This is a genomic window from Methanoregula sp. (assembly GCF_028712425.1).
Classification (GTDB): domain Archaea; phylum Halobacteriota; class Methanomicrobia; order Methanomicrobiales; family Methanospirillaceae; genus Methanoregula.
Genome location: NZ_JAQTQD010000017.1, coordinates 1 through 24,637, shown reverse-complemented (window position 1 = coordinate 24,637; position 24,637 = coordinate 1). Strand labels below are relative to the sequence as shown.

Annotated in this window: 22 protein-coding genes and 1 tRNA gene; 9 read left to right on the top strand and 14 right to left on the bottom strand. The window is 49.0% G+C overall.

Features of this window, described 5'->3' with window-relative positions; translation table 11 throughout:
- The 5 genes from cfbD to PHF39_RS09815 all read left to right on the top strand — a co-directional run bounded on the left by cfbD (position 1) and on the right by PHF39_RS09815 (position 5,138).
- Positions 1-1,065: a Ni-sirohydrochlorin a,c-diamide reductive cyclase catalytic subunit gene (cfbD, locus tag PHF39_RS09835; RefSeq protein ID WP_300223455.1), complete on the top strand. Its 1,065-nt coding sequence runs from the start codon at positions 1-3 to the stop codon at positions 1,063-1,065.
- The gene (cfbB, locus tag PHF39_RS09830) at positions 1,062-2,438 is read left to right on the top strand and encodes a Ni-sirohydrochlorin a,c-diamide synthase (protein ID WP_300223453.1); all 1,377 of its coding nucleotides are present in this window, start codon (positions 1,062-1,064) and stop codon (positions 2,436-2,438) included. The genes cfbD and cfbB overlap by 4 nt, the downstream gene beginning before the upstream one ends.
- A 218-nt stretch (positions 2,439-2,656) precedes the next feature.
- Positions 2,657-3,658 carry a branched-chain-amino-acid transaminase gene (gene ilvE, locus PHF39_RS09825; RefSeq protein ID WP_300223451.1) on the top strand — a complete coding sequence of 334 codons (1,002 nt, stop codon included), beginning with the start codon at positions 2,657-2,659 and terminating at the stop codon, positions 3,656-3,658.
- A gap of 109 nt (positions 3,659-3,767) precedes the next feature.
- Positions 3,768-3,842: transfer RNA gene (locus tag PHF39_RS09820), tRNA-Glu, on the top strand.
- A 69-nt stretch (positions 3,843-3,911) separates the two neighbouring features.
- The gene (locus PHF39_RS09815) at positions 3,912-5,138 is read left to right on the top strand and encodes a site-specific integrase (protein ID WP_300223449.1); all 1,227 of its coding nucleotides are present in this window, start codon (positions 3,912-3,914) and stop codon (positions 5,136-5,138) included.
- Between the two features lie 37 nt (positions 5,139-5,175).
- Here PHF39_RS09815 and PHF39_RS09810 read toward each other — a convergent pair whose 3' ends face one another.
- The gene (locus PHF39_RS09810; RefSeq protein ID WP_300223447.1) at positions 5,176-5,427 is read right to left on the bottom strand and encodes a hypothetical protein; all 252 of its coding nucleotides are present in this window, start codon (positions 5,425-5,427) and stop codon (positions 5,176-5,178) included.
- Positions 5,428-5,595: 168 nt separating this feature from the next.
- Here PHF39_RS09810 and PHF39_RS09805 point away from each other — a divergent pair, with 168 nt between their 5' ends.
- The gene (locus PHF39_RS09805; RefSeq protein WP_300223445.1) at positions 5,596-6,219 is read left to right on the top strand and encodes a hypothetical protein; all 624 of its coding nucleotides are present in this window, start codon (positions 5,596-5,598) and stop codon (positions 6,217-6,219) included.
- A 3-nt stretch (positions 6,220-6,222) separates the two neighbouring features.
- Here PHF39_RS09805 and PHF39_RS09800 read toward each other — a convergent pair whose 3' ends face one another.
- Positions 6,223-7,290 carry a hypothetical protein gene (locus PHF39_RS09800; protein ID WP_300223443.1) on the bottom strand — a complete coding sequence of 356 codons (1,068 nt, stop codon included), beginning with the start codon at positions 7,288-7,290 and terminating at the stop codon, positions 6,223-6,225.
- Positions 7,291-7,884: 594 nt separating this feature from the next.
- Between PHF39_RS09800 and PHF39_RS09795 the strand changes: the two genes are divergently transcribed.
- Complete coding sequence (locus PHF39_RS09795; protein WP_300223441.1) at positions 7,885-8,322, top strand: hypothetical protein; 438 nt, start codon at positions 7,885-7,887, stop codon at positions 8,320-8,322.
- Positions 8,323-8,695: 373 nt separating this feature from the next.
- Here PHF39_RS09795 and PHF39_RS09790 read toward each other — a convergent pair whose 3' ends face one another.
- From PHF39_RS09790 to PHF39_RS09735, 12 genes are all read right to left on the bottom strand, one after another.
- Positions 8,696-8,854, bottom strand: a complete 159-nt coding sequence (locus tag PHF39_RS09790; protein WP_300223439.1) for a hypothetical protein — start codon at positions 8,852-8,854, stop codon at positions 8,696-8,698.
- Between the two features lie 138 nt (positions 8,855-8,992).
- Entirely contained in the window at positions 8,993-10,639 is a 1,647-nt protein-coding gene (locus PHF39_RS09785) for an AarF/ABC1/UbiB kinase family protein (protein ID WP_300223437.1), read from the bottom strand.
- A 243-nt stretch (positions 10,640-10,882) separates the two neighbouring features.
- Complete coding sequence (gene tes / locus PHF39_RS09780) at positions 10,883-12,349, bottom strand: tetraether lipid synthase Tes (RefSeq protein ID WP_300223553.1); 1,467 nt, start codon at positions 12,347-12,349, stop codon at positions 10,883-10,885.
- Between the two features lie 25 nt (positions 12,350-12,374).
- Positions 12,375-13,571 carry an NAD(P)/FAD-dependent oxidoreductase gene (locus PHF39_RS09775; protein WP_300223551.1) on the bottom strand — a complete coding sequence of 399 codons (1,197 nt, stop codon included), beginning with the start codon at positions 13,569-13,571 and terminating at the stop codon, positions 12,375-12,377.
- Entirely contained in the window at positions 13,555-13,770 is a 216-nt protein-coding gene (locus PHF39_RS09770; protein ID WP_300223435.1) for a 4Fe-4S binding protein, read from the bottom strand. Before PHF39_RS09770 ends, PHF39_RS09775 begins: the two co-directional genes overlap by 17 nt.
- Before the next feature lie 234 nt (positions 13,771-14,004).
- On the bottom strand, positions 14,005-15,081 hold the full coding sequence (locus PHF39_RS09765; RefSeq protein WP_300223433.1) for a hypothetical protein: 1,077 nt from the start codon (positions 15,079-15,081) through the stop codon (positions 14,005-14,007).
- Positions 15,078-16,973: a radical SAM protein gene (locus PHF39_RS09760; RefSeq protein ID WP_300223431.1), complete on the bottom strand. Its 1,896-nt coding sequence runs from the start codon at positions 16,971-16,973 to the stop codon at positions 15,078-15,080. Before PHF39_RS09760 ends, PHF39_RS09765 begins: the two co-directional genes overlap by 4 nt.
- Complete coding sequence (locus PHF39_RS09755) at positions 16,974-18,584, bottom strand: radical SAM protein (RefSeq protein ID WP_300223429.1); 1,611 nt, start codon at positions 18,582-18,584, stop codon at positions 16,974-16,976. It lies immediately after the preceding gene.
- A complete protein-coding gene (locus PHF39_RS09750; RefSeq protein WP_300223427.1) occupies positions 18,581-19,000 on the bottom strand; it encodes a response regulator in 420 nt (139 codons plus the stop codon). Before PHF39_RS09750 ends, PHF39_RS09755 begins: the two co-directional genes overlap by 4 nt.
- 185 nt (positions 19,001-19,185) lie before the next feature.
- On the bottom strand, positions 19,186-19,608 hold the full coding sequence (locus tag PHF39_RS09745) for a response regulator (RefSeq protein ID WP_300223425.1): 423 nt from the start codon (positions 19,606-19,608) through the stop codon (positions 19,186-19,188).
- On the bottom strand, positions 19,605-21,929 hold the full coding sequence (locus tag PHF39_RS09740; RefSeq protein ID WP_300223423.1) for a hydrophobe/amphiphile efflux-3 (HAE3) family transporter: 2,325 nt from the start codon (positions 21,927-21,929) through the stop codon (positions 19,605-19,607). The genes PHF39_RS09745 and PHF39_RS09740 overlap by 4 nt, the downstream gene beginning before the upstream one ends.
- Positions 21,926-22,099, bottom strand: a complete 174-nt coding sequence (locus PHF39_RS09735) for a hypothetical protein (RefSeq protein WP_300223421.1) — start codon at positions 22,097-22,099, stop codon at positions 21,926-21,928. Before PHF39_RS09735 ends, PHF39_RS09740 begins: the two co-directional genes overlap by 4 nt.
- Positions 22,100-22,285: 186 nt before the next feature.
- Between PHF39_RS09735 and PHF39_RS09730 the strand changes: the two genes are divergently transcribed.
- Together PHF39_RS09730 and PHF39_RS09725 are read left to right on the top strand one after the other, a co-directional pair.
- Entirely contained in the window at positions 22,286-22,915 is a 630-nt protein-coding gene (locus PHF39_RS09730) for a TetR/AcrR family transcriptional regulator (protein WP_300223419.1), read from the top strand.
- 554 nt (positions 22,916-23,469) lie between these two features.
- Positions 23,470-24,637: tyrosine-type recombinase/integrase (locus tag PHF39_RS09725; RefSeq protein WP_300223417.1), on the top strand; the 1,168-nt coding region annotated here is incomplete at its 3' end.

Genomic DNA, 24,637 nt, shown 5'->3' with positions numbered 1-24,637 from the left:
ATGAAGTACATGCACCCCCGCCCGAGCTCGATCGTTGCCGCCCTCTACACTGCCCGCGACCTCAACGTAGACGTTGCCATCCTCCACGGCCCTTCCGGCTGCTCGTTCAAGCACGCACGCCTGCTTGAAGAGGACGGGATGCGGACGCTCACTACCTCGCTTGCCGACAACGAGTTTATTTTCGGCGGCCAGAAACCTCTCGAAGACGTACTCCGGTATGCAGAGGACACGTTCCACCCAAAACGTATGGCGGTCATCGGCACCTGCGTCTCGATGATCATTGGCGAGGACCTCCAGTCCGCGATCGATGGTGCCGGGATCACGACACCCACAATTTCAGTTGACATCCATGCCGGGTTCCTGGAAAATATTGCCGGGGTGCTTTCAACGCTCGAATCTGCAGCAGAAGCCGGCTGGATTACGGAAGAGGAGCTCGCCCGGCAGCGGCTGGTGATGCAGGCGGCAAACGATGTCGAGCGTGCCCGGGGCGCAGCATCCCAGCCATACATCGAGGCATCGCGGGGCGATCTCAAACACGTTGCAGCACAGGAACTCGTCCGGCTCGCCCGGTATGGTAAGAAAGGCGTCGCGATCCTGAACGCCAAGAAAGAGACGGCGTACATGTTCGTCGACGCCCTGGTCGCCCTCCACGATGTCTGCCCGGATGCAGATATCGCCTACATCGCCAATCTTGAACAGCGGGGGCTCCCGAAGACGCGGGGCGATGCAGAACGGATCGCAACGGAACTTTCCGCCCGTGGCGTGAAGGCAGAACTTCTCGGTGCGCTGGACGAGTACGGGGCGAACGGGGACCGGCTCGGGAAACGGATCCGGGAGATCAGGCCGGACTTCGCGCTCATCACCGGTGTCCCCCATGCCATCCCGCCGGAATACACGGACGGGGTCGAGTGCTTCTCGATCACGAACGGCCCGCGGCAGGTTGCGCCGCTCAAGGCAATCGGTCACGAGCACGTGATGGTCGAGATCGACCTGCACCCCAAGACGCTCGGCGTCCGCTCTATTGTGGAAAGCGAGTTCGGGGCGGTTTTGCGGAGCCTTCCATGAAGGCACTTCTGGTCACCGGTGATCGGTCCGGCAGCGGCAAGACCAGCATTACCCTCGCACTCGCGGCATTGCTCTCAAAGACGGACACGGTCCAGACCTTCAAGGTGGGAATGGACTACATCGATCCGTCCTATCTTGCCGCCGTCTCGCACCGGCCCTGCCGGAACCTGGACACGTTCGCCCTGTCCGGGGCGCAGGTGCAGGAGATCTTCCGGTTCGGGTGCCGGGGCGCCGACATTGCGCTGGTCGAAGGCGTGCGGGGATTGTTCGAGGGTGCAGAGGCGCTCTCCGACACTGGCAGCACGGCAGCGGTTGCAAAAGAGCTCGATCTTCCGGTTGTGCTGGTGGTCTCTGCACAGAGCATCACGCGGAGCGCCGCGGCGATCGTGAAGGGATTCCAGGCGTTTGACCCGAAGATCCGGATTGCCGGTGTCATCCTGAACAATACCCGGGGCGGCACTCACAAGGCAAAAGCCGTTGCCGCCATCGAGCATTACTGCGGCGTCCCGGTTATCGGCACCATTCCGCGGATGGAAGAGATGCAGCTTGCCATGCGCCACCTCGGCCTTGTGCCGTATCGCGAAGGTTCTGGCAGGGGCGACTTTGACGTGAAAATCGAGACCATCACGAAGCTGATCGGGCAGTACGTTGACCTTGACCGGCTCCGCGCTCTCATGAAAGAAGTTCCGGACAACAATGCCCCAACACTCTTTGATTCAGTTCCCCCGTCTGATGTAAAGATCGGTGTTGCATTCGATGAAGCCTTCAACTTCTATTACGCTGACCTCTTCGATATTTTAAAGACCTGCGGGGCAGGGACCGTGACGTTCAGCCCGGTCCATGACCGGCTCCCGGAAGCGGACGGGTATATCTTCGGCGGGGGATACCCTGAGCTTTTCATAAAGGAACTCGAATCAAATGACGGGATGCGGGGGGCAGTCAGGGAGATCTCCCGGAACGGAACGCCCGTGTATGCGGAATGCGGCGGCCTGATGTATCTTACGGAACGCATGGTACTGCAGAAGGGCTGGCAGGGTTCAGACGCGGAACAGTCAGCCCGGATGTGCGGGGTGTTCCGGGGCGAGACCCGGATGCCGGCCCGGCGGGTAGTCACGTACGTGGAAGGCACGAGTGCCCCGGGTTCCCCGGTTGGTGCTGCATCCTTCCGCGGCCACGCGTTCCACTATTCGGAAGTCCTGCTGGAGAAGGAGACCCGGTTCGCGTACACGCTCTCCCGTGGCGTGGGAATCCGCGACAACCTGGACGGTGCGGTTGTTGCAAACACGCTGGCGAGTTACACGCACCTTCATCCCGTTGCAAGTGGCGGGATGTTCCGGCATTTTGTGGAAACGTGCCGGAAAAATGCCTGCTGAGGGATTCCATCACGGGATTTGCATCAACGATCCGGCAGGCTTCCGGTTTTTCCTTGTTATGTGGTGCCAGGCAGTATTGTGGTGCAGGCTGGAGCCGTCTACAACCATAACCAGTCAACCACTTCGCTCGTGAACCGGCAACTAACGTAATTCTTCACTCGCTTCGCTCGTGAGATCAAAGAAAAAACTACAAAACCATTGAGCCCTCATCACCTTTCATGATCATTTATTATGATGGGAAATTCCTGACGGAGGACAAAGCGAGCATCTCCGTGTTCGACCACGGGTTCCTCTACGGCGATGGCTGCTTTGAAGGGATCCGGGCGTACAATGGCAGGATCTTCCGGCTGAAGGAGCATATCGACCGGTTGTACGATTCAGCCAAGACCATTGATATCAAACCCCCGATGACAAAAGAGGAGATGGCCGAGGCGATCTGCGAGGTACTCCGGAGGAACAAGCTGGACAATGCATACATACGCCCCATCATCACCCGCGGCAAGGGAGATCTCGGTCTTGACCCGCGCAAGTGCCCGAAGGCTTCGGTCATCATCATTGCCGTAACCTGGGGCGCAATGTACGGCGACCTGTACGAGAAGGGCTTAAAGGGCGTCACGGTCTCGGTGCGCAGGAACCCGGCCGAGTGCCTGCCCCCCAATGTCAAGAGCCTGAATTACTTAAACAACATCCTTGCCAAGATCGAGGCGAACTACAAGGGCGGGGACGAGGCGATCTTCTTTGACACGAACGGTTACCTTTCCGAAGGTTCGGGCGACAACCTCTACATTGTCAAGAACGGCGAGATCATCACACCGCCCACGCTCAACAACCTCCGGGGCGTTACCCGTCTTGTTGTGCTCGAGATCGCAAAGTCGCTCGGCATCACCGTCCGCGAGCAGAACCTCGGGTACTTTGACCTGTACACGGCCGACGAGCTGATCTGCTCGGGCACTGCCGCAGAAGTTGCCCCTATTGTCTGGGTTGACGGACGCACCATCGGGTCCGGCAAGCCCGGCCCAATCTTCCGGCAGCTGGCCGCTGCATTCGGCCCCATCACCAAAAAGGAAGGATATCCCATCCATGGCAAGCCGAAGAAGGCCGCGGCAAAAGCGGTAGCAAAGACTGCGGTGAAGAAAGCGGTAAAGAAACCCGTCAGGAAACCTGTAAAGAAGCCGGTGAAGGCAGCCGCAAAACCAAAGTCGAAGGCAAAGAAGCGGTAACATTTTTTGAAAAACCGGTTTTTGATCTTCCGGGAGGGCCCGCATGGTGATGGCGTTTCCTCCTCCATAACCTATTTATGACGATGCGAGAAATTAAGTAGGACAATTTGCTGCTATAGTGTAGTCCGGCCAATCATGTCGGCCTTTCACGCCGACGACTGGGGTTCGAATCCCCATAGCAGCATCCTTTTCTCAGGTTAGAATCCCTAAAGCTCAGGATACGTTTTTCCGTAAGACCGGGAACCCATGTGACGTGACACCGGCACGAAAACAGCAGGCACCGACCCGGCATATGCGTCCGTTCCATAATCCGAAGACCGTGTATGCCGATCACTCCATCACCAATGCCACCAACCGGGGCAAGCTGACTGCTGACGATGCCCGGCTGATCCGGGACTTCATCGCGGAGATCAAAGCAACAAAGGGAATCGGGGCTGGGCGGGCCAACAAAATCATTTTTACGCTCGTTACATGGAGGAATTTCCTTGGCCCGTTCCAGGCGAATACCATATCCGACCTGTACCGCGGAGTTGAGAAATTGCGCGAATCCCGACAGTATAACGGCGCACCATACAAGCAGAACACCCAGCGGGATTTCATGCTGGTGATAAAACGCTTTTACCGCTGGCTCAACAAAAAGGGCTTCTCTTCAGTGCCGGTTGACGAGATCAGAGAGATTAAAGCACCCAGATCGGACAGGATGACCAAGACTGCCCAGATGATGCTGACGGAAGAGGAGATCCGCGCCATGATCGAAGCCTGCCAGAATTCGCGGGACAGGGCGATCATATCGACGTTGTACGAAGGCGGATTCAGGTGTGAGGAGATAGGCCGGCTTACGTGGGGACAGGTAAAATTCGACGAGTACGGCACTATCATCAATGTCGATGAAAAGACGGGGAGCCCGCGATATGTCCGGCTTCTTGCCGCTACCCCGTATCTGGTTCAGTGGAAGAACGATTACCCGTTCACTGCAACGCCCGAATCGCTGGTCTTTGTCTCCGTTCAAAAATTTCCCCTCCAGTATGCCGCTGTTGCAATGCAGCTCAAGAAAATTGCAAAGCGCGCCGGCATCCAGAAGAGGATAACGCCGCACCTCCTTCGTCATTCCCGAATAACCGAGATGATTAAAAAAGGGTATAACGAATCGACTGTCAAGAAAACCATGTGGGGAAACCTCAATACGACGATGTTCCCAACATACCTTCACCTTACCGACGAGGATATCGATAACGAGATGCTTGAACGGCAGGGTATCCGGCGAGCCGGAAAATCGCGATCAACTGCAATGGATGTCCGGCAGTGTATCAATTGCAACACCATCAACGCGCCAACCTTTGAATTCTGTTCGGTATGCGGTCAACCCTTGACCAATGAAGCCCAGCAGGGGCTGGAGCAGTTGAAACACGATATCGAAGCAACACCGGAATACAAGATGATCATGAATATGGTCCGGCAGAAACTAACGGCAGGGGCTTAATAATCTTGGAAAAACCGGTGATGCTGGAGAAGGGGATTTATTTCCGGGCCTTTGATGGGTGAGCATCTTTCATCAACTTCTTTATCAGAGCCTGCCCCCGCTCTGATAACAAAAATGTTTCAATCTTATCATCTAAATTCGAATTTTTATGGTCAAAATAATACCGGAGAGCTGCAACGAAAACATCGGATTTGGTGTTGAACTCCTCATTTTCAATTAATGCATTGACTTTCCGTTCAATATCGGGGGGCATCCGGAATCCGGTGTGAGTTTTCGTCTTTCCAGCCATGGGTAGGTAGTAAAAAATCACCGGCTGTTATGATTAGATTAAGTTGACCATATGTAGAACATTTGGACAACAATATATAGACACAAAATAGTACATTTTTTTAAAACAGCATTTTAATTCGGGAAATTTGTCTTTAAAATGTAATTTCATTAAGGAACAACAGGGAGTATGATGGACGATATGTCAAATTATTCAAAATTGGTGTTTTTAATCGGTTGTCTGTGTATTTTTGCTACAGTATCGTTGGCAGGCTGCGTAAATACCAGTGCATCAAGCACTGTCGATAGTGCGAATGAGGTAGTTAGTTCAATGAACCATTACATCGAAAACCAAAAAAGTTTTGATAATATGGTTGGAAAGAACATCGATTTTTGGAATGCCCACATTAACTCAGGGGATAAGACATATTACGCGTTTATGAATATTGGGATAAACAATGAGCTAAAGGCAATAGATGGTTTACAGACCGATTTAGAGGATGCTGACAATAAAATTATTGATTTTTCCGGGCAGACTGTGAATCTTAACGGGGATGTGAAAACATATGCTGATCAATCGTTGATCAAGATGCGGTTATGGCAATCGAACATGGAGGAATACTGTAACAGTATGAGTGCATATGCTCAGGATCGTCAGTCATATCTTAATTCGGTGGAAGCTGGATATCCGGATGACGCCCTTCTGGCCTCTATGAATAATGCAAAAAGTAAGGCGCTATCTGCGATTACTAAGGCGAATAACGCAAGATCGGATATGAATGATCTTTTGAAAAAAATAGAAAAATTACAATAATTTTTAGAGATTGTCCTTTTTTATACTCCGCGCCCTTTTCACTTCCTGAACGATATTCGTATCCATCAGCGTTCTGAATGGTAACACATCTTCAGGATGGATTATCAATGCAGCATCAGGATTTGGATTAAATTCGATAAAAACGTGCGAACATACTTTTTCGAGACCTTTAAAACTAGAAAATACTTTATTCTGGCCCATAATCATTTTGAGTTCAGTTTGGTCTAGTTCTAACACCACATGACCGCTACTTTTTGCACTCCTGATGTGTTGGATTAAGGGGATATTCTTGTAAACCTGTAAAATTTCGTCTGCAAAGAACTGGGCGGTCACCAAGACAGTCAGATAATCCAGTTCCGGGATTTCATCGATATATTTTATGATCTTGTCGGTAGAAATGGCGGAACGTTCGATAAGACGTAGTGTTGAAAGATACTGGAGATAATTCCATCGAAGTTCCGGCATCCATCGGGAGGTTTCAGGATGTTTGCTCTCACCTAAGAAGTCCCAATAGTTCCAGTATAATTCCAGATCAGAGATCGGATTTCTAAGTATTTTCCGTCGTTTGGATCCGAAGGCCGGAATGTTTTCTATTACCGGTTTGGATTTTTTTATATCTGAATTTTCCACCGGGGTATCGACTTTTTGAAGACCGCGAATATACTCGTTTCGTTCTTCTTTAATGATCGCCAGCTTATTCGGATATAGAATTACATCGGGGTTGATGCAATAATACACCCTTGCGGGTTTGGAGTCTTCTGGTACAGGCCGATATGAGTAAAACGGATATAGTTCCTTTTTTTCTCCAAGAGTAAGCAGGAGTCCGTCATTCCGCATGCTTTTCAAAATCGAATTGATTTTACTGGCATGCTGGATATTCAATGATTTTGTCCCTTTCCAGATTTCTCGCGAGTATGCATCTGCAAACTGACGCGCAATATTGTAACCGTAATCGCCTTCGCGCGTCATCAGATACAAAAATATCGACGTTTTCTCTCTCGAATTAGCAATGATCTTATTCTGCTCATTCCGCGTATCGCTGAAAACATCATGCCAAGGGATATCCGCCATAACATGAATTATCATTTTATACTATAAACGCTTTATCTTGTATAAATGACAAAGCATCAGAATTTGAATCTTTGTCTAATCTAAAATTAAGTAAACTATCAACGTTATTTTTAAAATTCTCGTCATCTTTGCTTATATTCTTGTGCATCGATTTATCTCTTCGGGTGGACAATGGCCCGACAAAAAGTGAGCAGGGATCTACTGGATCATTTGCCGGAGATTCATCGTCTTGTCGCAGATTTGTATCTCGCCGATGGACGATGGGAACTCATCGAGCCGTCCTCCCCCTCTGCAAATAACAGATTGTTAAAGAAGCCAGGGAGGGAGTGAAGATTCCTACGGGACTACGTGGATTTGCGCATTCTACGAGAGAAGCAGTAACTGCATTAAGACAGATGTTTGGCAACTCGGACTTTTTTTACCGGGAGGCGATCAATAACTGCCATATCCCCACCAAAGAGTTTGCCAAACTCCGGACTGATGGAGTGATTATCAAGGTCGATAAACACTGGCCTTCACGCTGGAGATTAGCACAGCGGTATCTCTCGAATGTGGATCTTTACTCTCCTTCTGATGGCTACGAAGGAGTATGAAATGGCTAGCAAAACTGAAACTAAGGAGTTTATACTGAAGTGTAAACCTATGGATCCGAAGGATCCTTCAACGTTAGCATGTCGGATAGTTTCGAAGAGAGTCTTTTCAAAAGGTGAGCTAAATCATGACACAGCGTCAAATGATTCGCAGCCCAAATCCTCCGAGTCGGAACCGGTAAAAACAGTTCCTGATGCTACTGAAATGATTGAAGAGGCCGGTGATGAATTGTTGACTGTTCGGAAGCATACCCTTGACGGGAAAGTGTTTCTTGAGGTCATCGAACCGACGTCACACCCAGAACCTAACGCAGTAGAAATGACTGACAGAAAAACGGAGGATTCCGGATGCGATGGGAAACATTGTCCGATCTCAAAATTTGGAAAATACCGCAAGAAGAATCCGACAATGCCGAAAAACAAAGAGACGAATGATAATTGATTTCTTCCTTTTTTGATTTTTTTTATGACCAAATAAAATGTGAATAAAAGCATTATAACAAAAATAATTGATATGCTCCATCGTGAGAAGAGGAATGTCAATGGACGGCGGGTATATCGCCAGATCCCGAGCATCCATATGATCCAAATCCGCATGGGCAGCTATCTGCGGGACCATGATCCTACTCAGACGAGTCCTGGCCCGGGTTGTGGGCGCTACGACAGCTTAGCCGATTGTCGGGCGGATTATAGGGGAAATGTAATTATGGATCGTATCGTTTCCGTCGTTAGACGAGAGATAATTATGGATTATCTCCATTCCTTAGGGGATTCCAGATACAATGCAACAACTCCTTTCATGAAAATATTCGGGATCATAGGTTTTTCTCCATGTTTTGATCCCGCATTTTTCGGCTGATTTGATGGTGTTGCCCGGGGATCTGTGCCAGGATTTTCATTCCGGTTTCCGGCAGGTTCATAATCCGCTCTCCCAAAATTCCGGGCATTTCATTACGATACAGGATAGTGTTCATTCTCCTTCCCTAAGTGCTCCTTTGTGTTTTCTTTCGTTCAAACCATGTTTTGATTATAGTTCTTTGATAATATCTGTCCTGATCAAGTGATTCCGTAATTTTCTCTCATCGATCCTCCATTAAAGAGTCGCCTTCGTTTCACCGCTCCCGGAACCTCAGGTAGATGACATGGTATACTACATAGAGCACCGTCAAGGCTGCAGCACTATATCCAGCAACCGCCAGCCATGAGACCTCCGGGGGAAGGGGCAAAGGGTTGGACGAGAGGACCAGCGAAGACCCTACGACAAGCGATCCGACAACCAGACCGAGCATCAACTTGTCGCTTGCCGAGTCGAGCGCAGTCTGAAATTCCCGAATATCCTTATCGACAAGTTCCAGACGAAACGTTCCCGAAGAGAACCGATTCAGCATCAGGTTGAGATGACGGGGCATATCGAGAACCGCATCAGTGGTCTCCAGCAGTGAGACGGATGCCTTTTTTGCACTGGTGGCGGAGAAGGTATTTTTCTGTGCGATTCTCACGAGAAATGGGGAGAGTTCTTGCTCAATGTTAAACTCCGGGTTGAGATGGACGCCGATATCGAGTATCATGACAAGGACCTTTAAAAGGAGCATCAGGTTCATCGGCACCTTGATCCTGTAATGGCGCATTACTTCCGAGAGCTCGGCCACGAACAGCGGAAAATTGAACCGGGAGATGTTCTGATCGAGACCCAAGTCCTGTATCAGGACAAAGAGATCGTCCTGTAGCGGCTCCCGGTTTTCAGCAGGTATTACGACCCCGAATTTTTCCAGGGACTTTATCATCAAATCCGTGTCCTTGTTCATCAAGGCGAAGAGGAAGTTGATGAAATTCTGCCGCTTTTCCGGGCGGATGGTCCCGGCAATCCCGAAATCCAAGACGACGATAGTACCATCCTTCGTAACGAGCAGGTTGCCCGGGTGCGGATCGCCATGGAAGAAGCCGTCTTCGAAGATCATCTTAAGGTATGCATGAAAACCTCTCTCCCCGATCTCATGCGGGTCAAGTCCCATGGCGGTGATCTCTTTCAGATTATCGATCCGGACCCCCTCGACGAACTCCATGACGAGTATACGGGATGATGAGTACTCCCGATATATCTTCGGGAAGTGGATGCCGGATACCTCCCTGAAGTTCTGTTTCATCCGTTCCGAAGTCTTTGCCTCCTCCCGGAAATCCAGCTCTTTTCGTATCTGGTGCGCGAAGTCCTTCACCATGCCGGTCGGGTTGTAGATCCGGGCTTCGGGGAAGACCCGTTCGACCCGTTCCGCCATCGACTGTAGGATACGGAGATCGGTCTCTATGACTTGCCCGATACCCGGGCGCTGGATTTTGAGGGCAACCTGGGTCCCGTCCCTGAGGATTGCACTATGAACCTGAGCAATCGAGGCGGAGGCTACCGGGATCTCGTCGATCTCCCGGAACCATGTATCGAAGCCCGGGCACTGCTCTTCGATCACCGGATAAATTTCTGAGAATGGCACGGGTTTTACATTATCCTGCAATTTTTTGAGTTCCCTGATCATCTCCTGGGGTAAGATGTCCGTCCGCGTGCTCATGATCTGCCCGAGCTTCACGAAGGTCGGACCGAGTTCCTCGATGGCAAGTCGCATCCGTTCGTACATGGTGGACGGTTCAGGAGAAACTCCGTGAAACGGCAATCGTACGCGAGAATACCCCGGGAACAGTTTCTCCAAGGCGATGTTAAAACCGTATTTGCCAAGGATCTCGATGATCTCCGAGAACCTTTGGATCTGCATGACCATGTTTGCGGACCGTTATGATAATTCAGGGTTTTTTATTTTATCGGGAGTTACGGACAATACCGGTAAGGAGTGACTCTCTGATGACGAAAAATTCCGTTCCCTGAGGGGATTCCAGATACAATAAGACAACATCTTCCATGAGAATATTCGGGGTCATACTAGTCTCTCCCTATCTTAATTCCAATTTTCTGAATATTCATGATAAAGGGCTATGGACTCCATTTCCCTCTTCCTTATTCACGAGTTTTTCTTTGCGTACTTTTTCCAAACCAGCTCTCTGTATACTGGGCCACTATTATAGGTACAGAAGGGAATCAAACGTCCATCCGGGGTTGCGTAATGAATGCAGCACCGCTGAACACGCCCGAGATCATAGTTGTACCGGTCCATGAAATGCATGGTCCCGATGAACAGCGCATTCTGGTGGAACTCCCGGAGAGCATCGAAGTTCTGCCCGATCAGGATTTTGCCGATCATCTTCCAGAAATCTGTTGTATTTCCCTGCTCGCCATTCTTGACCGAGTCGTGCATATTTTTGACCCCTTCGAGAAGTGCTTTGTATTTATTGATGGTGCCGCCTTTTTCGAGTGTTTCTGCCATCTGCCCGATGGATTCAAAGAAGTTGTCCACATCTACCATCCGGTTCACTGGAACGACTGATCCATCATGCTGGACAAATATATAGGTTGCTGCGCCGCAATGCTGGTGAGCGGTGAACCTGACCTGGGGCCTCCCGGTATATGCTTCGACAAGATTCGAGAACGGAATCACGCAGGGAACCGGGTAGAAATCATCTTTTTTTATAACGCCTTCCATCTGCATCTCAATACCTGCCAGAAGATCGGGAATGGTGATTCGTGCTTTCCTGACATCCTCTTCACGTGCAGCACCGGTAAATGCAACCGGCTGGAAATTCACACCGCGGATGACAGAAATATTCCTGGCTGCAAACCGGATGATATCCCCGACTTCGTGATCATTTCTTCCCCGTATAACCGTAGGCACGAGGACCACACCAAGACCTACTTTATTCAGGTTCTCAATTGCCTTTTTATGAATCGCGAGAAACGGGTTGGTCTCTTTGGAAATCCCGTCAAAGTGGAGGTAGATGGTACTGAGTCCTGCGTCCCTGAGCTGACGAGCCAGTTCAGGTTCTTTTGCAATCCTGATCCCGTTTGTTGCAATCTGAACCTGCGGGAATCCCATCTCCTTTGCTTTTTTGATGATTTTTACAAGGTCATCCCGCATTGTGGGTTCTCCACCAGAGAACTGTACAGCAGGTACAGGTATGGGTTTTTGAGCCCTTAGCATTTGCATCATTGTTACGACCTCATCAAATGCCGGTTCATATACGAACCCACATGCCCGGGCATTGGCAAAACAGAAATCGCAGTTCAGGTTGCAGCGGTTTGTAAGGTCGATATTCGCAAGCAGAGTCTGCGAATGGTGGTTGCTGCACAACCCGCAGGACGCCGGGCAGCTTTCGGGTGGGGCAATCTTCTGAGGATTTTCGATGCCGTTACCCACGGTTTCATACTTATCATACCGGTGATACATTGCGGCATCCGACCAGTAAAGATTCCGGGACATGCCATGAATCGGACATGTCCGTTCCAGCCAGACCTGTCCCCGGTCCTCGATAATATCTGCCTCAAGAATGGTATTGCATACAGGGCAAAGGCTCCGTGTTTTTTTTATCTTTATCAATTGACCACCTCAAATACTATTGTCATCCCAGTCCAAGTTTGAGCATCGCCAGTTCGGGTATAAGCCCGGGATTCCGCTTCATCAATTCCTTTATGATATTAAGAGTGCTGAAATTCTCGAGATCAAGAGTCGTTGCAGATTGAACCAGCGCATTCAGTTTCATGTCAGAAAGTGTGATGAAATACTCCTTGATCTGCCAGTTCCGGTAAAGGCTTTTACCAAACGAAGAAGTCCGCCACATTGTATCGTAATTTCCCAGTGCGTCTTTTGACACATTTCCGCGAGAGATCGCATTTACTGCTGTTTCTGCGGCGAGCTTCCCGGTATACATTGCATTGTAAATGCCTCCTCCTGTAAGCGGGTCCACCACCCGGGCTGCATCACCCGCAATCAGAAGACCATCAGCAGCAGTGCAGGGGAGTGGTTTGCAGACCGGGACTCCTCCGACAATTTGTTCGATAATTTTTCCCTCCGGGAAGCGGGTGTGAACGAACCGGTCAAGGTAGTCTTTCGCCCGATGACCCGCTCTGCTGTTCTTTCCTGAAATGCCGATCCCCACATTAGCGGTTCTTCCCCCTTTCGGGAATACCCACAGATATCCATTGGGGGCGATCTCGTTGCCAAGATAAAAGACCGTGGTGTGCTCCTCAATGTCAAGACCCGTCATGAGATACTGGGCGCAGGTCATGGCCTCCCGCACAGGAACGGTAGTATCAATACCACACCACCGGGCAAATTTTGACTCAACGCCATCAGCTGCGATAACAACATCCGCCGTGACGGGTGTATTCTTTCCCTGTTGTTCCAGAATGGCACCATTCACCACACCATCTGTGATAAGCGGAGCGACAGCCCTTGTCTTGACCATCACATCGGCACCGGCATCGGCTGCCTGTGCCACCAGACAACGATCAAAGATTTTGCGGTCTAAAACATACCCGACCTTGCTTCCTACAACTCTGGACTCAAGGATCAGTGACGTTCCATCCGGAGCGACCAGTTCCGCTCGGTTAATCTCGGCTGATATATAACTGGGATTAGGTTTCACATACTCTACAAGAGCTTCCTTTCCGATCCCCTCCGCACATCGGACTGGTACCCCAATGGCCGGCCGTTTCTCTAGCAGACAGGTAGAAAGTCCCTTCTCTGCTGCGGTCCGTGCAGCAAGAGCTCCTCCGGGTCCCCCGCCAACTACCAGCAGATCATACTTTGACTTCATCGATGACCTCCAATGCACCCAAAGGGCATACCTTAACACAGATTCCGCAGCCGGAACATACTGCACTGACATCAAGATACACATCGATCAGCTCCAGTGCACCTTCAGGACACACCATTACACAGCACCCGCAGTATCCGCATATTGAGCGACGAACTGTCGGTCGTTTTCTAGATTTATCGAGAGACAACTGAATCATCCTTTGTTTTTTCCTTTTTTTGTCATCACTGAATAGCCACCGAACGGGTGTTCCTGTGGATCATCATCTGTATCCTTGATGTTGCAAGGTTCTAGGCAATCCATCTCTTTCATGGAATCTAAAGATACCAATCTCATTCCTCCTGAAATACAACATGAAAATTCAAACTTTCCTCAACTAAAGAACACCAGCGGTGATCTCATATATCCCTCATTTTCACCAGAGACCACGATATTAGAATCCCGGCGAACCATACGCATCCTCAAATGAGCCAATCCCCTCCCCCAAATCCTTCAACGTAATTGTTTTATCTTTGGTTTTCAGCATGAATTCGGCAGGTGTTACTGCATACTCTATATATGTCTGGGAACCCCCCCCATGCATGGTGAATTTTTTTTCCGCATACGACACCAGCACAATCCTGAGTTCATTTTCTTCGTCCCGTCCCTCAATATTCCACGTTGTAATTCTTTCCTTTTTCTCTGAAATTTTCAATCGTGGTTTCCTGAACCGGATATACTTTCGGGCATGGTGATCATAGAAGTTCATAGAGATATGGAAATACCTTGTTGATTTTTCCCCGGTTTTCAGGCAGAAAAACGAGAATATCGAATTGTTTTGAAAGACCACTCGTGCCCAATGGAACGATCCATAGGGCATGACGCCAACGACTTTTTGTAAATGGGCGGTTCCCACAAACTCTTTTCCCATCACAGTTCCCTCAGCGTTTGTGAAAATATCGATCCATCCTGCTCCAAAGGGAGGAAGGTAAACACCATAGGCACATTTATTTTCAGAAGAATTGCCTTCTGTCATTTTAAGATGAACAAGGTCACCTATCTCAAGTTCGTATTCGGGAAACTTCCCCTTGAAGATCAACTTCTGGTCGGAGATTCTGGAAACTAATGCTTTCACTCTATTGGAAGATACTATTACAGGGTTGGTGACTCCAAGATCGTGTAGTTCCTTTCCATCACAGATCCAACTGGTTGTCACCGCCCGGAATGCACCATGTTCTGTCTTCCAGAATACAACATTCTGTCCGTTGAAGACCATGGTTCTCCCGAATTTCCGGTAAACCAGTACCATCATCTGTCTCCCATCTCTGCCAAAGAACAGCAACCACCAGTACTCTTTCCCCAGGGGAGGCAGGGTCTCAACGCTAAACATCACCCTATCCAGAAATTTACGATTTATATTATCCCCATCGATGGAACTGAGTTCTCGTATTAGAGTGTAGGTTCGCCGAATCTTTCTCATCTTGTCCCTGACACATTTCTTTGCAGAGATGACACGCTCAGTAATCCTCATTTCGGCACCCCGATGGCACGAACATAATTTCCCGCTCTTTCTAGCGTCCTGAAATTCTTACCAATGATTAATTGTGTCGATCCAAGACCTATCGCGGTAAGCAACCTCGTCCTATACCACACCTCATCGATCCCACGGACAGAGAATGTCGCCCGGATACAATTTTTCAGGAACTCCCTGTTACTGGTGTCGCCATTTGACAGATCTACGTCATTGAGATCAACATCCAGATTGATGGTCGTGTCGTCCATCTTTCCTGGTACCGCCGTCACGTACTCTACGGAGCTCGCGGTGGTTTTTATGATATAACTTGTAATAGGCACGCCTTTACAAGTGATAGTAAACTGAATTCTCTGTTCCCCTAATATCATGAGTAAATACTTGGGAAATTCTATTAGATTGTGTACGCCAACATCCCGTGTATACTTCTCGACACATGGGTCTGCACCAGCTTTAATAGCAATCAGCCGATGGTTGGGAAGATTCTCTGTCTGGAGATCCGCCGTTGTATTCCAGCTAAACCTCAAAGCGTTGAGAACATCACCAATAAAATCTTCCAGAGCTATTTTTTCTCCAGGTCCCAGAGAATTACTGGTCTGCCTGAGAAACGCGTCCAATGTCCAGAACTTGGCATGGCAATAGGTCGAAAGTTCCTCAAGCCTCTGTCTAGTCACATGTTCCAATTCGAATACGGCATGCATTTCATCATACTTGGTCCAGTCACGTTCAACGATCAAACCTTCCTGATCCAGTTTTTTATAGAAATCAGTTCCCGGGAACGGTGTAGCCACCCCGAAAGCTGCACCGGTTAATCCGATCTCTCTGGCGTAAAGGGGGAATCGCTTTATTTCCTCTTCGGTCTGGCCGGGCAGGCCGATAACGAAGGTTCCTCCGATCCATGCACCATTCCCTGCCAATATTTTCACGGCTTTTTCCTGCATCTCCTGGGTTATGTTTTTCCGGATTTCCTTCAGATCATCGGCTTTTGGACTTTCAATTCCCATCTCATAAGTTCGGATCCCGTTCTCGCACATCTTCCTAATAATTGCAGGATTCTTTACAACACTGTCCGCTCTGACAAGGACTGAGAACTTAATGTCCAATTTCTCTTGATGTAACAGATCACAGAAGTGATCAACCCCCTGAGGAAAACCCATAAAGTTCGGATCCGTTACAAAGATGGATAGGGGTCGCCCCTTGTGGATGGATACGATCTCCAGCAGTTCTTCCATCGCGTTTTTAGGAGAGCGAAATCGTTGATACCCTCGGCACATCATAGGTTCGCAACAGAAACTGCACCGCCCCCAGCATCCCCTGGACATGGTGATCACTTCCCTCACCCTGCCCTTCTCGATTATTACGTGATTTTTATATTCATGTCTTCTCAGATGCCGGGCCGGAAATGGCAGAGCATCTAAATCCTTAATAAGCGGACGAGCCCTGTTGTGAATTATTTTTCCATTCTCTTTGTAGGACAGGCCAGGGATATCTCTGAAAGAGTCCTTCTGAACCAGCTCCCTCATCGTATATTCGCCTTCACCCCGGACAATCAAATTAACCTGCGGGTATAACAGCAGCTCATCAGGTATGGCGGTCGGGTGATAGCCACCTAAAACAGTTGTACATCCGTTCATCTTTGCGATTTTTGCGAGATGCAGACCTTCCACATGGTCGGTTGCCGACATCGTGATAGCGACCAAATCGGGATTATGAGCATTGAGAAAATAGTGAAGAGAATTCTGTTCCATGTCCAGGTCGATGATATTAACCTCATCAACGATGTCCTCTACTGAGGCGGCAATGTATTCAAGACCAATGGGTATCACATCGGAGGCAAAACCTAATCCTTTTCTTCCCGATGGTTTTACCAGTAAAATTCGTTTAAATGACATTCAGCCCCCCTCGTACCTGCTGGATGACCCGGTTGAAATAACAGACATGAGTTTACCCTGGTTGGAAACCTGAAATGTGTTTTTACCGATTTTAAAAGGTTGTTTATCCTGAAAGCTGGATTTACAGGTTTGAATTTTTCTTAACGACCAAGAAACGCCGATGTTCAATAAGGTTCTCAACATTGCTTTTTCGATGAAGGAATACCTCAACCCTCCCGATATATCTTTGAATGTCTTAGGCCAGAGTTCAAGGCTAATCTCCCAGCACCTGAGGAAAAGTTCCACATGTTCGGGCAGTAGGTTCTCCTTCACAGTACAGTCTTTCTCTGATAGTCTTCCGGTGGGAACCGCAAGAAGCGGATAAATCATTATCTGGTATTTTGCTAGGTCGTCTGCCAGTTCCAGCGTTTTCATGATGTCATCGGAGGTCTCACCGGGTAAACCGATGATGAGAGTAGAGACAGGGAACCAGTTTGCATCATTGGAGATTCCTGTTGCCTGTCTGACGACTTCAGGCCACTCCTCCGGTGCAAACGGTTTGCACTTGCCCGCCATGTGATTTTTCAGAAGTCTTGGGCTGCCAGTCTCAAGTCCGACCTGGTATCCTCTCCAGTTTCTCTTGTCCAGATGCATCATCTCGCTTATATTTGGTAACATCGTGGGTGCAGACACTATGGAAGCAAAAGCCCCATGGCTGACTGCTACCTTCCTCACACCTTCTGTCTGCAGAACCGCTTTGAACAGGTTCTCAACAGACTGTTGATTCGGATAAATCCCGGTTGCCCCATATCTGAAAATGTCTTCAGAATGGAGGATTACGGAATCACGTCCATGCCGGACATTAACTTTAACATCCTCCAAAATAGCATCAATGCGCCGGGACTTCAGCTGCGTAAGAGCCGGATTACAGAAATCACATCCTCTGCCGCATCCCCTTGAGACTTCGACAAGACCGCAGATCGTCGGCCCGACAACATTTGGTATGTCTTCGACCCCTACAGGTATTGCCTTAACCAGACGTGGCAACGGCTTCCCTGCAACTGCATCTTTAAATAATGGGCCGACAGTATTCTCTGCCTCGCCCAGGACAACGGTATCGATTCCAAAAAAAACTTTTTGCACACATTCATTCATCAACTGCCATGCGCCCGGGCCCCCGACAACTACTTTGGGATGGTACTTCTTCAGCACTGGCTTTTTTATAAGTTCAGAAAATTTGTAAGTGTTGTATGCCTTATCTCCGCCAAAAAGATTTGAAAATGTAGAAGTAACGGGACCAATTCCCAGAGGATCGAACGTGGTTATGCTCACTACCTTCGTCTCCCTGCCGATTGCCTTGTTGAGGTAATCCGGATGGGCAATAATCACTTCATCTCTGTGAAAGCCACATTCCAGAAGCTTCGCTTCAATCTTTCTCAATCCTACCGGGGCGTAAAACGCTTCACCATTCTCCCTGTTTACAGAGACAGATGGGCAGAGAAAATGGAAATAGAACCAGTCTGGTAGGAATCCTCTTGGGGCGCTGGCTGAAAAACCAAAGAAAATGTTTCCCGCATACTCGCTCATGAGAGTTCTGTCAGCGGTAAGTACGATTTTGTAACCCGCGTTCATTGTTCATGCACCTTCGGTTTCTTTTGTTTGTCCCGGCTTTGCCTAAGTCTGATAAGGTGCCTAAGCAGGTATCCCAGTGTCATGAACTGGTGTTTTGGTTCAGGACTTTTCACTATACAGTAATTCACACCGCTTTCGAGGGCTTCGGTTAATATTTCCTGTGCATCGTCACAAGTGAATAGTATAAACGGGATATCCCCGAACTCATCCCGGACGCGGTGCAGTAATTCGATCCCGTTCATAACCGGCATGTGGTAGTCGGACAGGATCGCATCATACTTCCCGCGGCTGAGCTTCTCGATTGCCATAGTGGCGGATGTAACGATATCAACGGTCATCGTTCCCGACCCCTCAAGGAATAATTTTCCGAGGGTGAGGATCTCTTCATCATCATCGACAAACAAGATGGCAGGCATGGATCTCACACTATCCGTTCGATGGATACCCCAGACCGGGATACCTGACTTTTTCCTGTACCAGCAGAGATGAGAACACGACATTTTCATATAGCATTGTACGCGGTGGTCTCCCGACAGACTTGTTCAATACGATGCCGGTCATTATTCCTGCACAGGTTTCATTTTCACTGGGGATCTTGCCGTCAGGTACCATGTCCCTGCTCCATATCGCTGCACGGGTACGCCGTCTCATGGCTACCGGCTGCACAATAGATCTGCCTCAATAGGTTCAGGATCGGTTTTTTCTCCAGTCCTTTCCGGGTAATGAACCCGAAGACATCTTCCATGTATGTCTCGTTTCTCAGACGGGGGTTATCACGTTCTGAAAAAAAAATAAAAGGGAGGGAGATACCTTTGGATCTCAGGGTATGGAGGAACTGGATCCCGCTCATTCCTGGTAAATTAATGTCAGATACGATCACGTCTGCATGGTACTGAGAAAGCCAAGCGAGTGCCTCTTCCCCGGAACTCGCAGGAAATACTGATAGCGTCCCATATTTTTCAAAGATACGGGAAATAATTGTCCACATCTTCGGATCTGTATCGACATACAGAACGGTGATCATTCTCCCGCTCCTTGAGTACTGTGTGTTTTTCTCTTTTCGAGCCATTCGGAAAGACCCCCCATGAGGGAAAGGACAGCGGGCATGACGAAGATCGCACCGATCAGGGAGAACGCGACGGCAATAAGGGTGGTGACGCCGAAGTTGCTGATGATAGGAAATGTCGCAAGGCAGAGTGCCGAGAACCCGAAGAACGTGGCAAGTCCCGAGATTGTTATCGCGGTGCCAATCTTCTGCACGCTCTCCTGGATAGCGGCAAGATGATTGTGCGTCCTCTCTTCTTCTTCAGCATATCGCTCCATCACAAGAATGGTGTATTCTGCGGCCACCCCGATAGTCATTGATCCCAGCGTAGCGGTGAGTGGTGTATAGTCGATGTTAAGGAAATACATCATGACGGCATTCCAGCCCACGACGAAAATGATCGGGATGATCGGTGAGACTGCATGGAGGTGCCGGTACACGAGGACGAGGAAGACAAAGACCAGAATGAAGCCAAGATACGTCATCGTCTCCTTGGAATCCGACAGGGACCCCAGTATCTTGGTGTACAGTTCAAAATTTCCTGCAGGATGTATGGTAATCCCAATCGGGGGTTCGAGGAACGCGATGTCCTTGTTCATCTGCTTCTTTAACGTGTCTTTTTGTTTCATCTGGAGTTTTATTGTGTTGAATTTGATGACCCCATACATCGATCCGCTGAGATATGTTTTTTTGGTCTCCTCTGGGATCATTCCCAGCACGGCATCGAGCCCAGCCTGGGTCTCCGGCATCATGCCGCCATTATATAGGAGTACATAGGTAGCGATGCTCGTGGATGCGGTGAGTTCCGGGTGGTGCGACAGTTCGTACTTCTGGAACTCCTTCATCCAGATTACGGTATCGAGATCCGTTACGCGCGAGCCCTGGACAAGGAAGTCTGCGGTATCGGTCGATCCCATGATGCGGGTGACCTTATCGATGTTGATCTTAGCCGGCATACCCGTGGGAACCATTGAGTTCTCATCCGATTGCACCGGAATGGTCGGGTCGATCTGGAATCCGATCAGGGCGATAAGACCGGCCAGGAGAAGGACCGGTACCGGGTTCTTAGCAATCTTTACCGATACATCCGTGAGGAACTGGCCGTAAGAGAAAGAACTCTTCTTCCCGTTTCGGGTCTTCCCTTTTTTCCCCGGGTTCGCGATGATCGTATTGCACGCATCTGTTCCCACAGCATAACACTGGTCGGTTTTTTGCTGCTTGGGCTGGTACTTCAGCAGGAGGGCAAGTGTCGGCATACCGATGCAGGAGATCCAGTAACAGGTGAAGATGCCGATAATCGCCACAAGGCCGAACGAACGGATCATAGGGACGTCCGATACAAACATTGCAAGAAAACCCATGCAGGTGGCAAGCATCGCGTACATGACCGCCGGGCCGGTCCGGGTGACGGTTATGAAAACAGCATCCTCTATCGATCCCTTCCGGATCTCCTCGTCGAACCGGGCGTGGAACTGGATCGCGTAATCGATCCCAAGGCCGATCAGGACCGGGAAGGCGCCGATCACCGCCATGTTCAGGCTGATGCCGGCAATTCCCATCAGGCCGAGAGAGATCACAAGGCCGATCCCGACGAGGACGACTGGCATGAACCGGTACCGGACATACGAGAAGAGGATCCCCATTGTGATGACCATCAGGATCATTGCTCCCCCAATAAGAATGCCCATGTTACTCGTAAGTCCTGCCTTCATCTGCTGAGTGAACGCAGGCGTGCCGGACATCTCCACTTTCACTCCTGGTGGCGGGTTGGAATTGTCGATAATGGATGCCACATTGTCCAGCACGGACTTCTGGACTGTCTCGGATAATGTCGGAGCAAGCTGGATCTGGACGAGGGTCAGCACGTTGGAAGGAACGAGCTGGCTGCGGGTACTCTCGGGAAGTAAACTGACGATACGGTCCGTCTCCGCTTGGCTCGAAGGGAGGATACCTCCATTGGTACTTTTCAGCACATCGACAATGCTGAGTGTGCTCCGGATATTCTGTTGCTGCCGGAAATCTTTTTCAAGAGTATCAATATACGAAAGGACATCCGGGCTCAGCGGGTCGCCTGCTTCGACAATGAGGATGATTGCCTCGGTCTTGAAGTTATCTTCATATTTTGCTTGCAGGGCTCCGTCGGGGGAATCCTTGTCTATATAGGTTTCCCAACCAGTCTGCATACTGAGCATGGTTACGCCATAGAGACCGAGACAGAAAAGGACAAAAATCAGGCTGGCAACCAGCTTCGGTCTCCTAAGGATCGTATTCGCGATCCCTTCAAAGAGTTCCTTGATCATCCAGCACTCCCCAGTTCTTTTCGTTGCCGGTAAGGTACCGGCATCCCGACTAACGTATCATTTATCCGTGTCCGGTAACCGGGGAGGTTCCGCACGATATGAACACAGACAGCAGTGTCCCACCAGGTCTGGTATTTTCTAGGGTTCTCCTTGTGCTGTTCGAATTCCATCAACCCCTCTGCTGAAAACTGATTGTCGTCATATCTACGATTTCCTGTGCTGTGTGAGGTTTGAATCTCTTCACAGTATTTAATGTCGATTAAGTTGTATTTAATAATATGTAAGTTGAACTTATTATTTGGTAACTCGGGGCAACGAAATATGAATATACCGTTCAATCCAAGAGAGTGATGAGGATGTCACGAATCAATACAGAATACCATTCGGAATATCGCCAGGACGCGAAGAAGAAAATTATCGCCGCAGCTCTTAATGTGGCAGCGGAACACGGATGGGATGCGGTAACGCTTGATGCGATTGCTCAAAATATTGGTGTTACGAAACCCGCACTCTACAGTTACTTCAAGAACCGCGAGGCATTGTTACGCGAGGTGACCCTTGAAGTGATCCGAAATATTCAGACCGGGCTTGGAACAACACTTGCGTATGACAACGATATACACCGGATTATCCGGGATCTTGCCGAACTGCTCTTCGAGCAGCAAAAACCTTATGCGAATATCTTCTTCCAGTTGCCCATTCGATTGCGTCAGGATCCAAAAAACCGTGAAGAATTTACTCACCTTTTTGACAATAACCGGATCATCATCCGTGATTGCCTTGTACGGGTGAAAACTCAGGGCGTGATGTTGCAAAAAGTAGATCCAGACACGGCGGCCTCTATGATCATCGCGATGACCATGGGCCTGCTCACCAGTTCCGACGTTCTGAAGATTGATATCAATGTGGCAAAAAAGATCTGGATCGATACCGTGGAGAGGTATCTGCTAATCGGGCCGAATGTCAGGAGCAGACACGATACGTAGCAGGGATCCTTTCACTCCAATCCTGCACACTTCGTTCTGCTGGCTCAGGTTATAGATACGGTTACCTATCAGTACATTGTTGAGCTGATTACAGGAAATTAGATGTTCCTTAGGGAGATGCTCAACTGTAACTCCACATCTCCCTGATGAGAGCCAGCTGATTGTTCGCCTCTGCCTTTTTCTACTTCTGGGTGAAATGATCTTACAAGAGATGTAATTTTTAGATGCCTACAATACAAGTATAGTGAAGAATACATTCAATTTTACATCTCATTATTATCCGTATCTCTCCATGTTTCTCATGTCAGATAATACAACAAAAAATATTATCCGTTTTCACTCAATTTTGTATACACATGAGTAATTTACATTTACTCGATGATAAACAAAAAACGACCGGAGGCTATTCTCAGTGATTTCTCGAAAGATACGATGAGATACGGTATTGTATCACCGACAATCAAAAAATGATCTTTCCAGATCTCTCCGGTATTCAAAAGACTTATGATGATGGCCCCCATATTTTGATACTATCCCAATTTGGGGTTGATTTCATGAAAAAAAGCTGGAATGAAGCGGATTCTAACCAGCTAAAAGGTAGCTCCATAGCAGCATCTTCTTTTCAGACCAGAATCCCCAAAGGTTTTCCAACGCATTCTCCCAGCGTCAGCTTAATCCATATGCACACGGATTTCGCCGGTGCAATGAGAAAAGGGATTGATCCTGCACCCACCAGCCGAGACCGAGCGTTTCACTGCCAGAAAGCGGAGTATGCAGATCATTCTATCGACAGGGCTACAGCAGAAAAACGCCTAACACCGGAAGATGCCCACTTGATCAGGGCATTCATCTCGGAACTGAAAGCTACCAAGGGGATCAGCACCGGAAGGGCGAACAAAATCATTTTCACGCTCATTACATGGAGACGATTTCTTCCACCATACACGACAAACAGCATTACCGACATCTACCAGGGCATCAACAACATGAAGGATACGAGAGTTCAGGGCCGGCCCTACAAGCAGAACACCCAGAGGGATTTCCTGAACTTCATCAAACGGTTTTATCTCTGGATGATCAAGCACCGGTATTCCCCGCTCATGAAGGATGATATCCGGGAGATCAAAGTGCCCCGTACAGACACAATGACCAAGACTGCTGAGATGATGCTCAGTGAAGATGAAGTCCACAAAATGATCGATGCGTGTATGAGCTCACGTGACCGGGCACTTCTCGCAATGCTGTATGAGGGCGGTTTTCGTATCGAAGAGATTGGGACATTGACGTGGGGCCAAATCAAAATCGATAATTACGGCATGATCGTCAATACTAACAAGAAAACTGAAAAACCCCGGTACGTCCGGCTCGTAGCTGCTACACCCTATTTCGCCCAGTGGAAAAATGATTACCCGTATGCTATATCATCCGAAGGTCTGGTTTTCACATCTCATAAACGCCTTCCGCTCCGCTACGAGGGAATAGCTCTTCAGTTGAAAAAGATCGCCGCGCGCGCCGGTGTTCGTAAGCGAGTCACGCCGCATTTGTTCCGGCATTCAAAAATCACGTCGATGGTTCAGCAGGGATATAACGAGACGATTATCAAAAAAATGATGTGGGGAAACATCCGGACAGGGATGTTTGAGACGTACTGCCATCTGACAGATACTGATGTTGATGATGAAGTCCTTTCGAAGCAGGGCATCAGGAGAAAGGACGAGAAGA

What these genes read in the sequence shown, in the direction of transcription:
- PHF39_RS09755 (WP_300223429.1), bottom strand. Translation starts at nt 18,584, where the DNA reads ATGAACGCGGGTTACAAAATCGTACTTACCGCTGACAGAACTCTCATG.
- PHF39_RS09740 (WP_300223423.1), bottom strand. Translation starts at nt 21,929, where the DNA reads ATGATCAAGGAACTCTTTGAAGGGATCGCGAATACGATCCTTAGGAGA.
- PHF39_RS09745 (WP_300223425.1), bottom strand. Translation starts at nt 19,608, where the DNA reads ATGATCACCGTTCTGTATGTCGATACAGATCCGAAGATGTGGACAATT.
- ilvE (WP_300223451.1), top strand. Translation starts at nt 2,657, where the DNA reads ATGATCATTTATTATGATGGGAAATTCCTGACGGAGGACAAAGCGAGC.
- PHF39_RS09805 (WP_300223445.1), top strand. Translation starts at nt 5,596, where the DNA reads ATGATGGACGATATGTCAAATTATTCAAAATTGGTGTTTTTAATCGGT.
- PHF39_RS09735 (WP_300223421.1), bottom strand. Translation starts at nt 22,099, where the DNA reads ATGGAATTCGAACAGCACAAGGAGAACCCTAGAAAATACCAGACCTGG.
- PHF39_RS09810 (WP_300223447.1), bottom strand. Translation starts at nt 5,427, where the DNA reads ATGGCTGGAAAGACGAAAACTCACACCGGATTCCGGATGCCCCCCGAT.
- PHF39_RS09785 (WP_300223437.1), bottom strand. Translation starts at nt 10,639, where the DNA reads ATGCAGATCCAAAGGTTCTCGGAGATCATCGAGATCCTTGGCAAATAC.
- PHF39_RS09775 (WP_300223551.1), bottom strand. Translation starts at nt 13,571, where the DNA reads ATGAAGTCAAAGTATGATCTGCTGGTAGTTGGCGGGGGACCCGGAGGA.
- cfbB (WP_300223453.1), top strand. Translation starts at nt 1,062, where the DNA reads ATGAAGGCACTTCTGGTCACCGGTGATCGGTCCGGCAGCGGCAAGACC.
- PHF39_RS09765 (WP_300223433.1), bottom strand. Translation starts at nt 15,081, where the DNA reads ATGAGGATTACTGAGCGTGTCATCTCTGCAAAGAAATGTGTCAGGGAC.
- PHF39_RS09790 (WP_300223439.1), bottom strand. Translation starts at nt 8,854, where the DNA reads ATGAACACTATCCTGTATCGTAATGAAATGCCCGGAATTTTGGGAGAG.
- PHF39_RS09800 (WP_300223443.1), bottom strand. Translation starts at nt 7,290, where the DNA reads ATGGCGGATATCCCTTGGCATGATGTTTTCAGCGATACGCGGAATGAG.
- cfbD (WP_300223455.1), top strand. Translation starts at nt 1, where the DNA reads ATGAAGTACATGCACCCCCGCCCGAGCTCGATCGTTGCCGCCCTCTAC.
- PHF39_RS09750 (WP_300223427.1), bottom strand. Translation starts at nt 19,000, where the DNA reads ATGCCTGCCATCTTGTTTGTCGATGATGATGAAGAGATCCTCACCCTC.
- PHF39_RS09730 (WP_300223419.1), top strand. Translation starts at nt 22,286, where the DNA reads ATGTCACGAATCAATACAGAATACCATTCGGAATATCGCCAGGACGCG.
- PHF39_RS09795 (WP_300223441.1), top strand. Translation starts at nt 7,885, where the DNA reads ATGGCTAGCAAAACTGAAACTAAGGAGTTTATACTGAAGTGTAAACCT.
- PHF39_RS09770 (WP_300223435.1), bottom strand. Translation starts at nt 13,770, where the DNA reads ATGATTCAGTTGTCTCTCGATAAATCTAGAAAACGACCGACAGTTCGT.
- PHF39_RS09760 (WP_300223431.1), bottom strand. Translation starts at nt 16,973, where the DNA reads ATGTCATTTAAACGAATTTTACTGGTAAAACCATCGGGAAGAAAAGGA.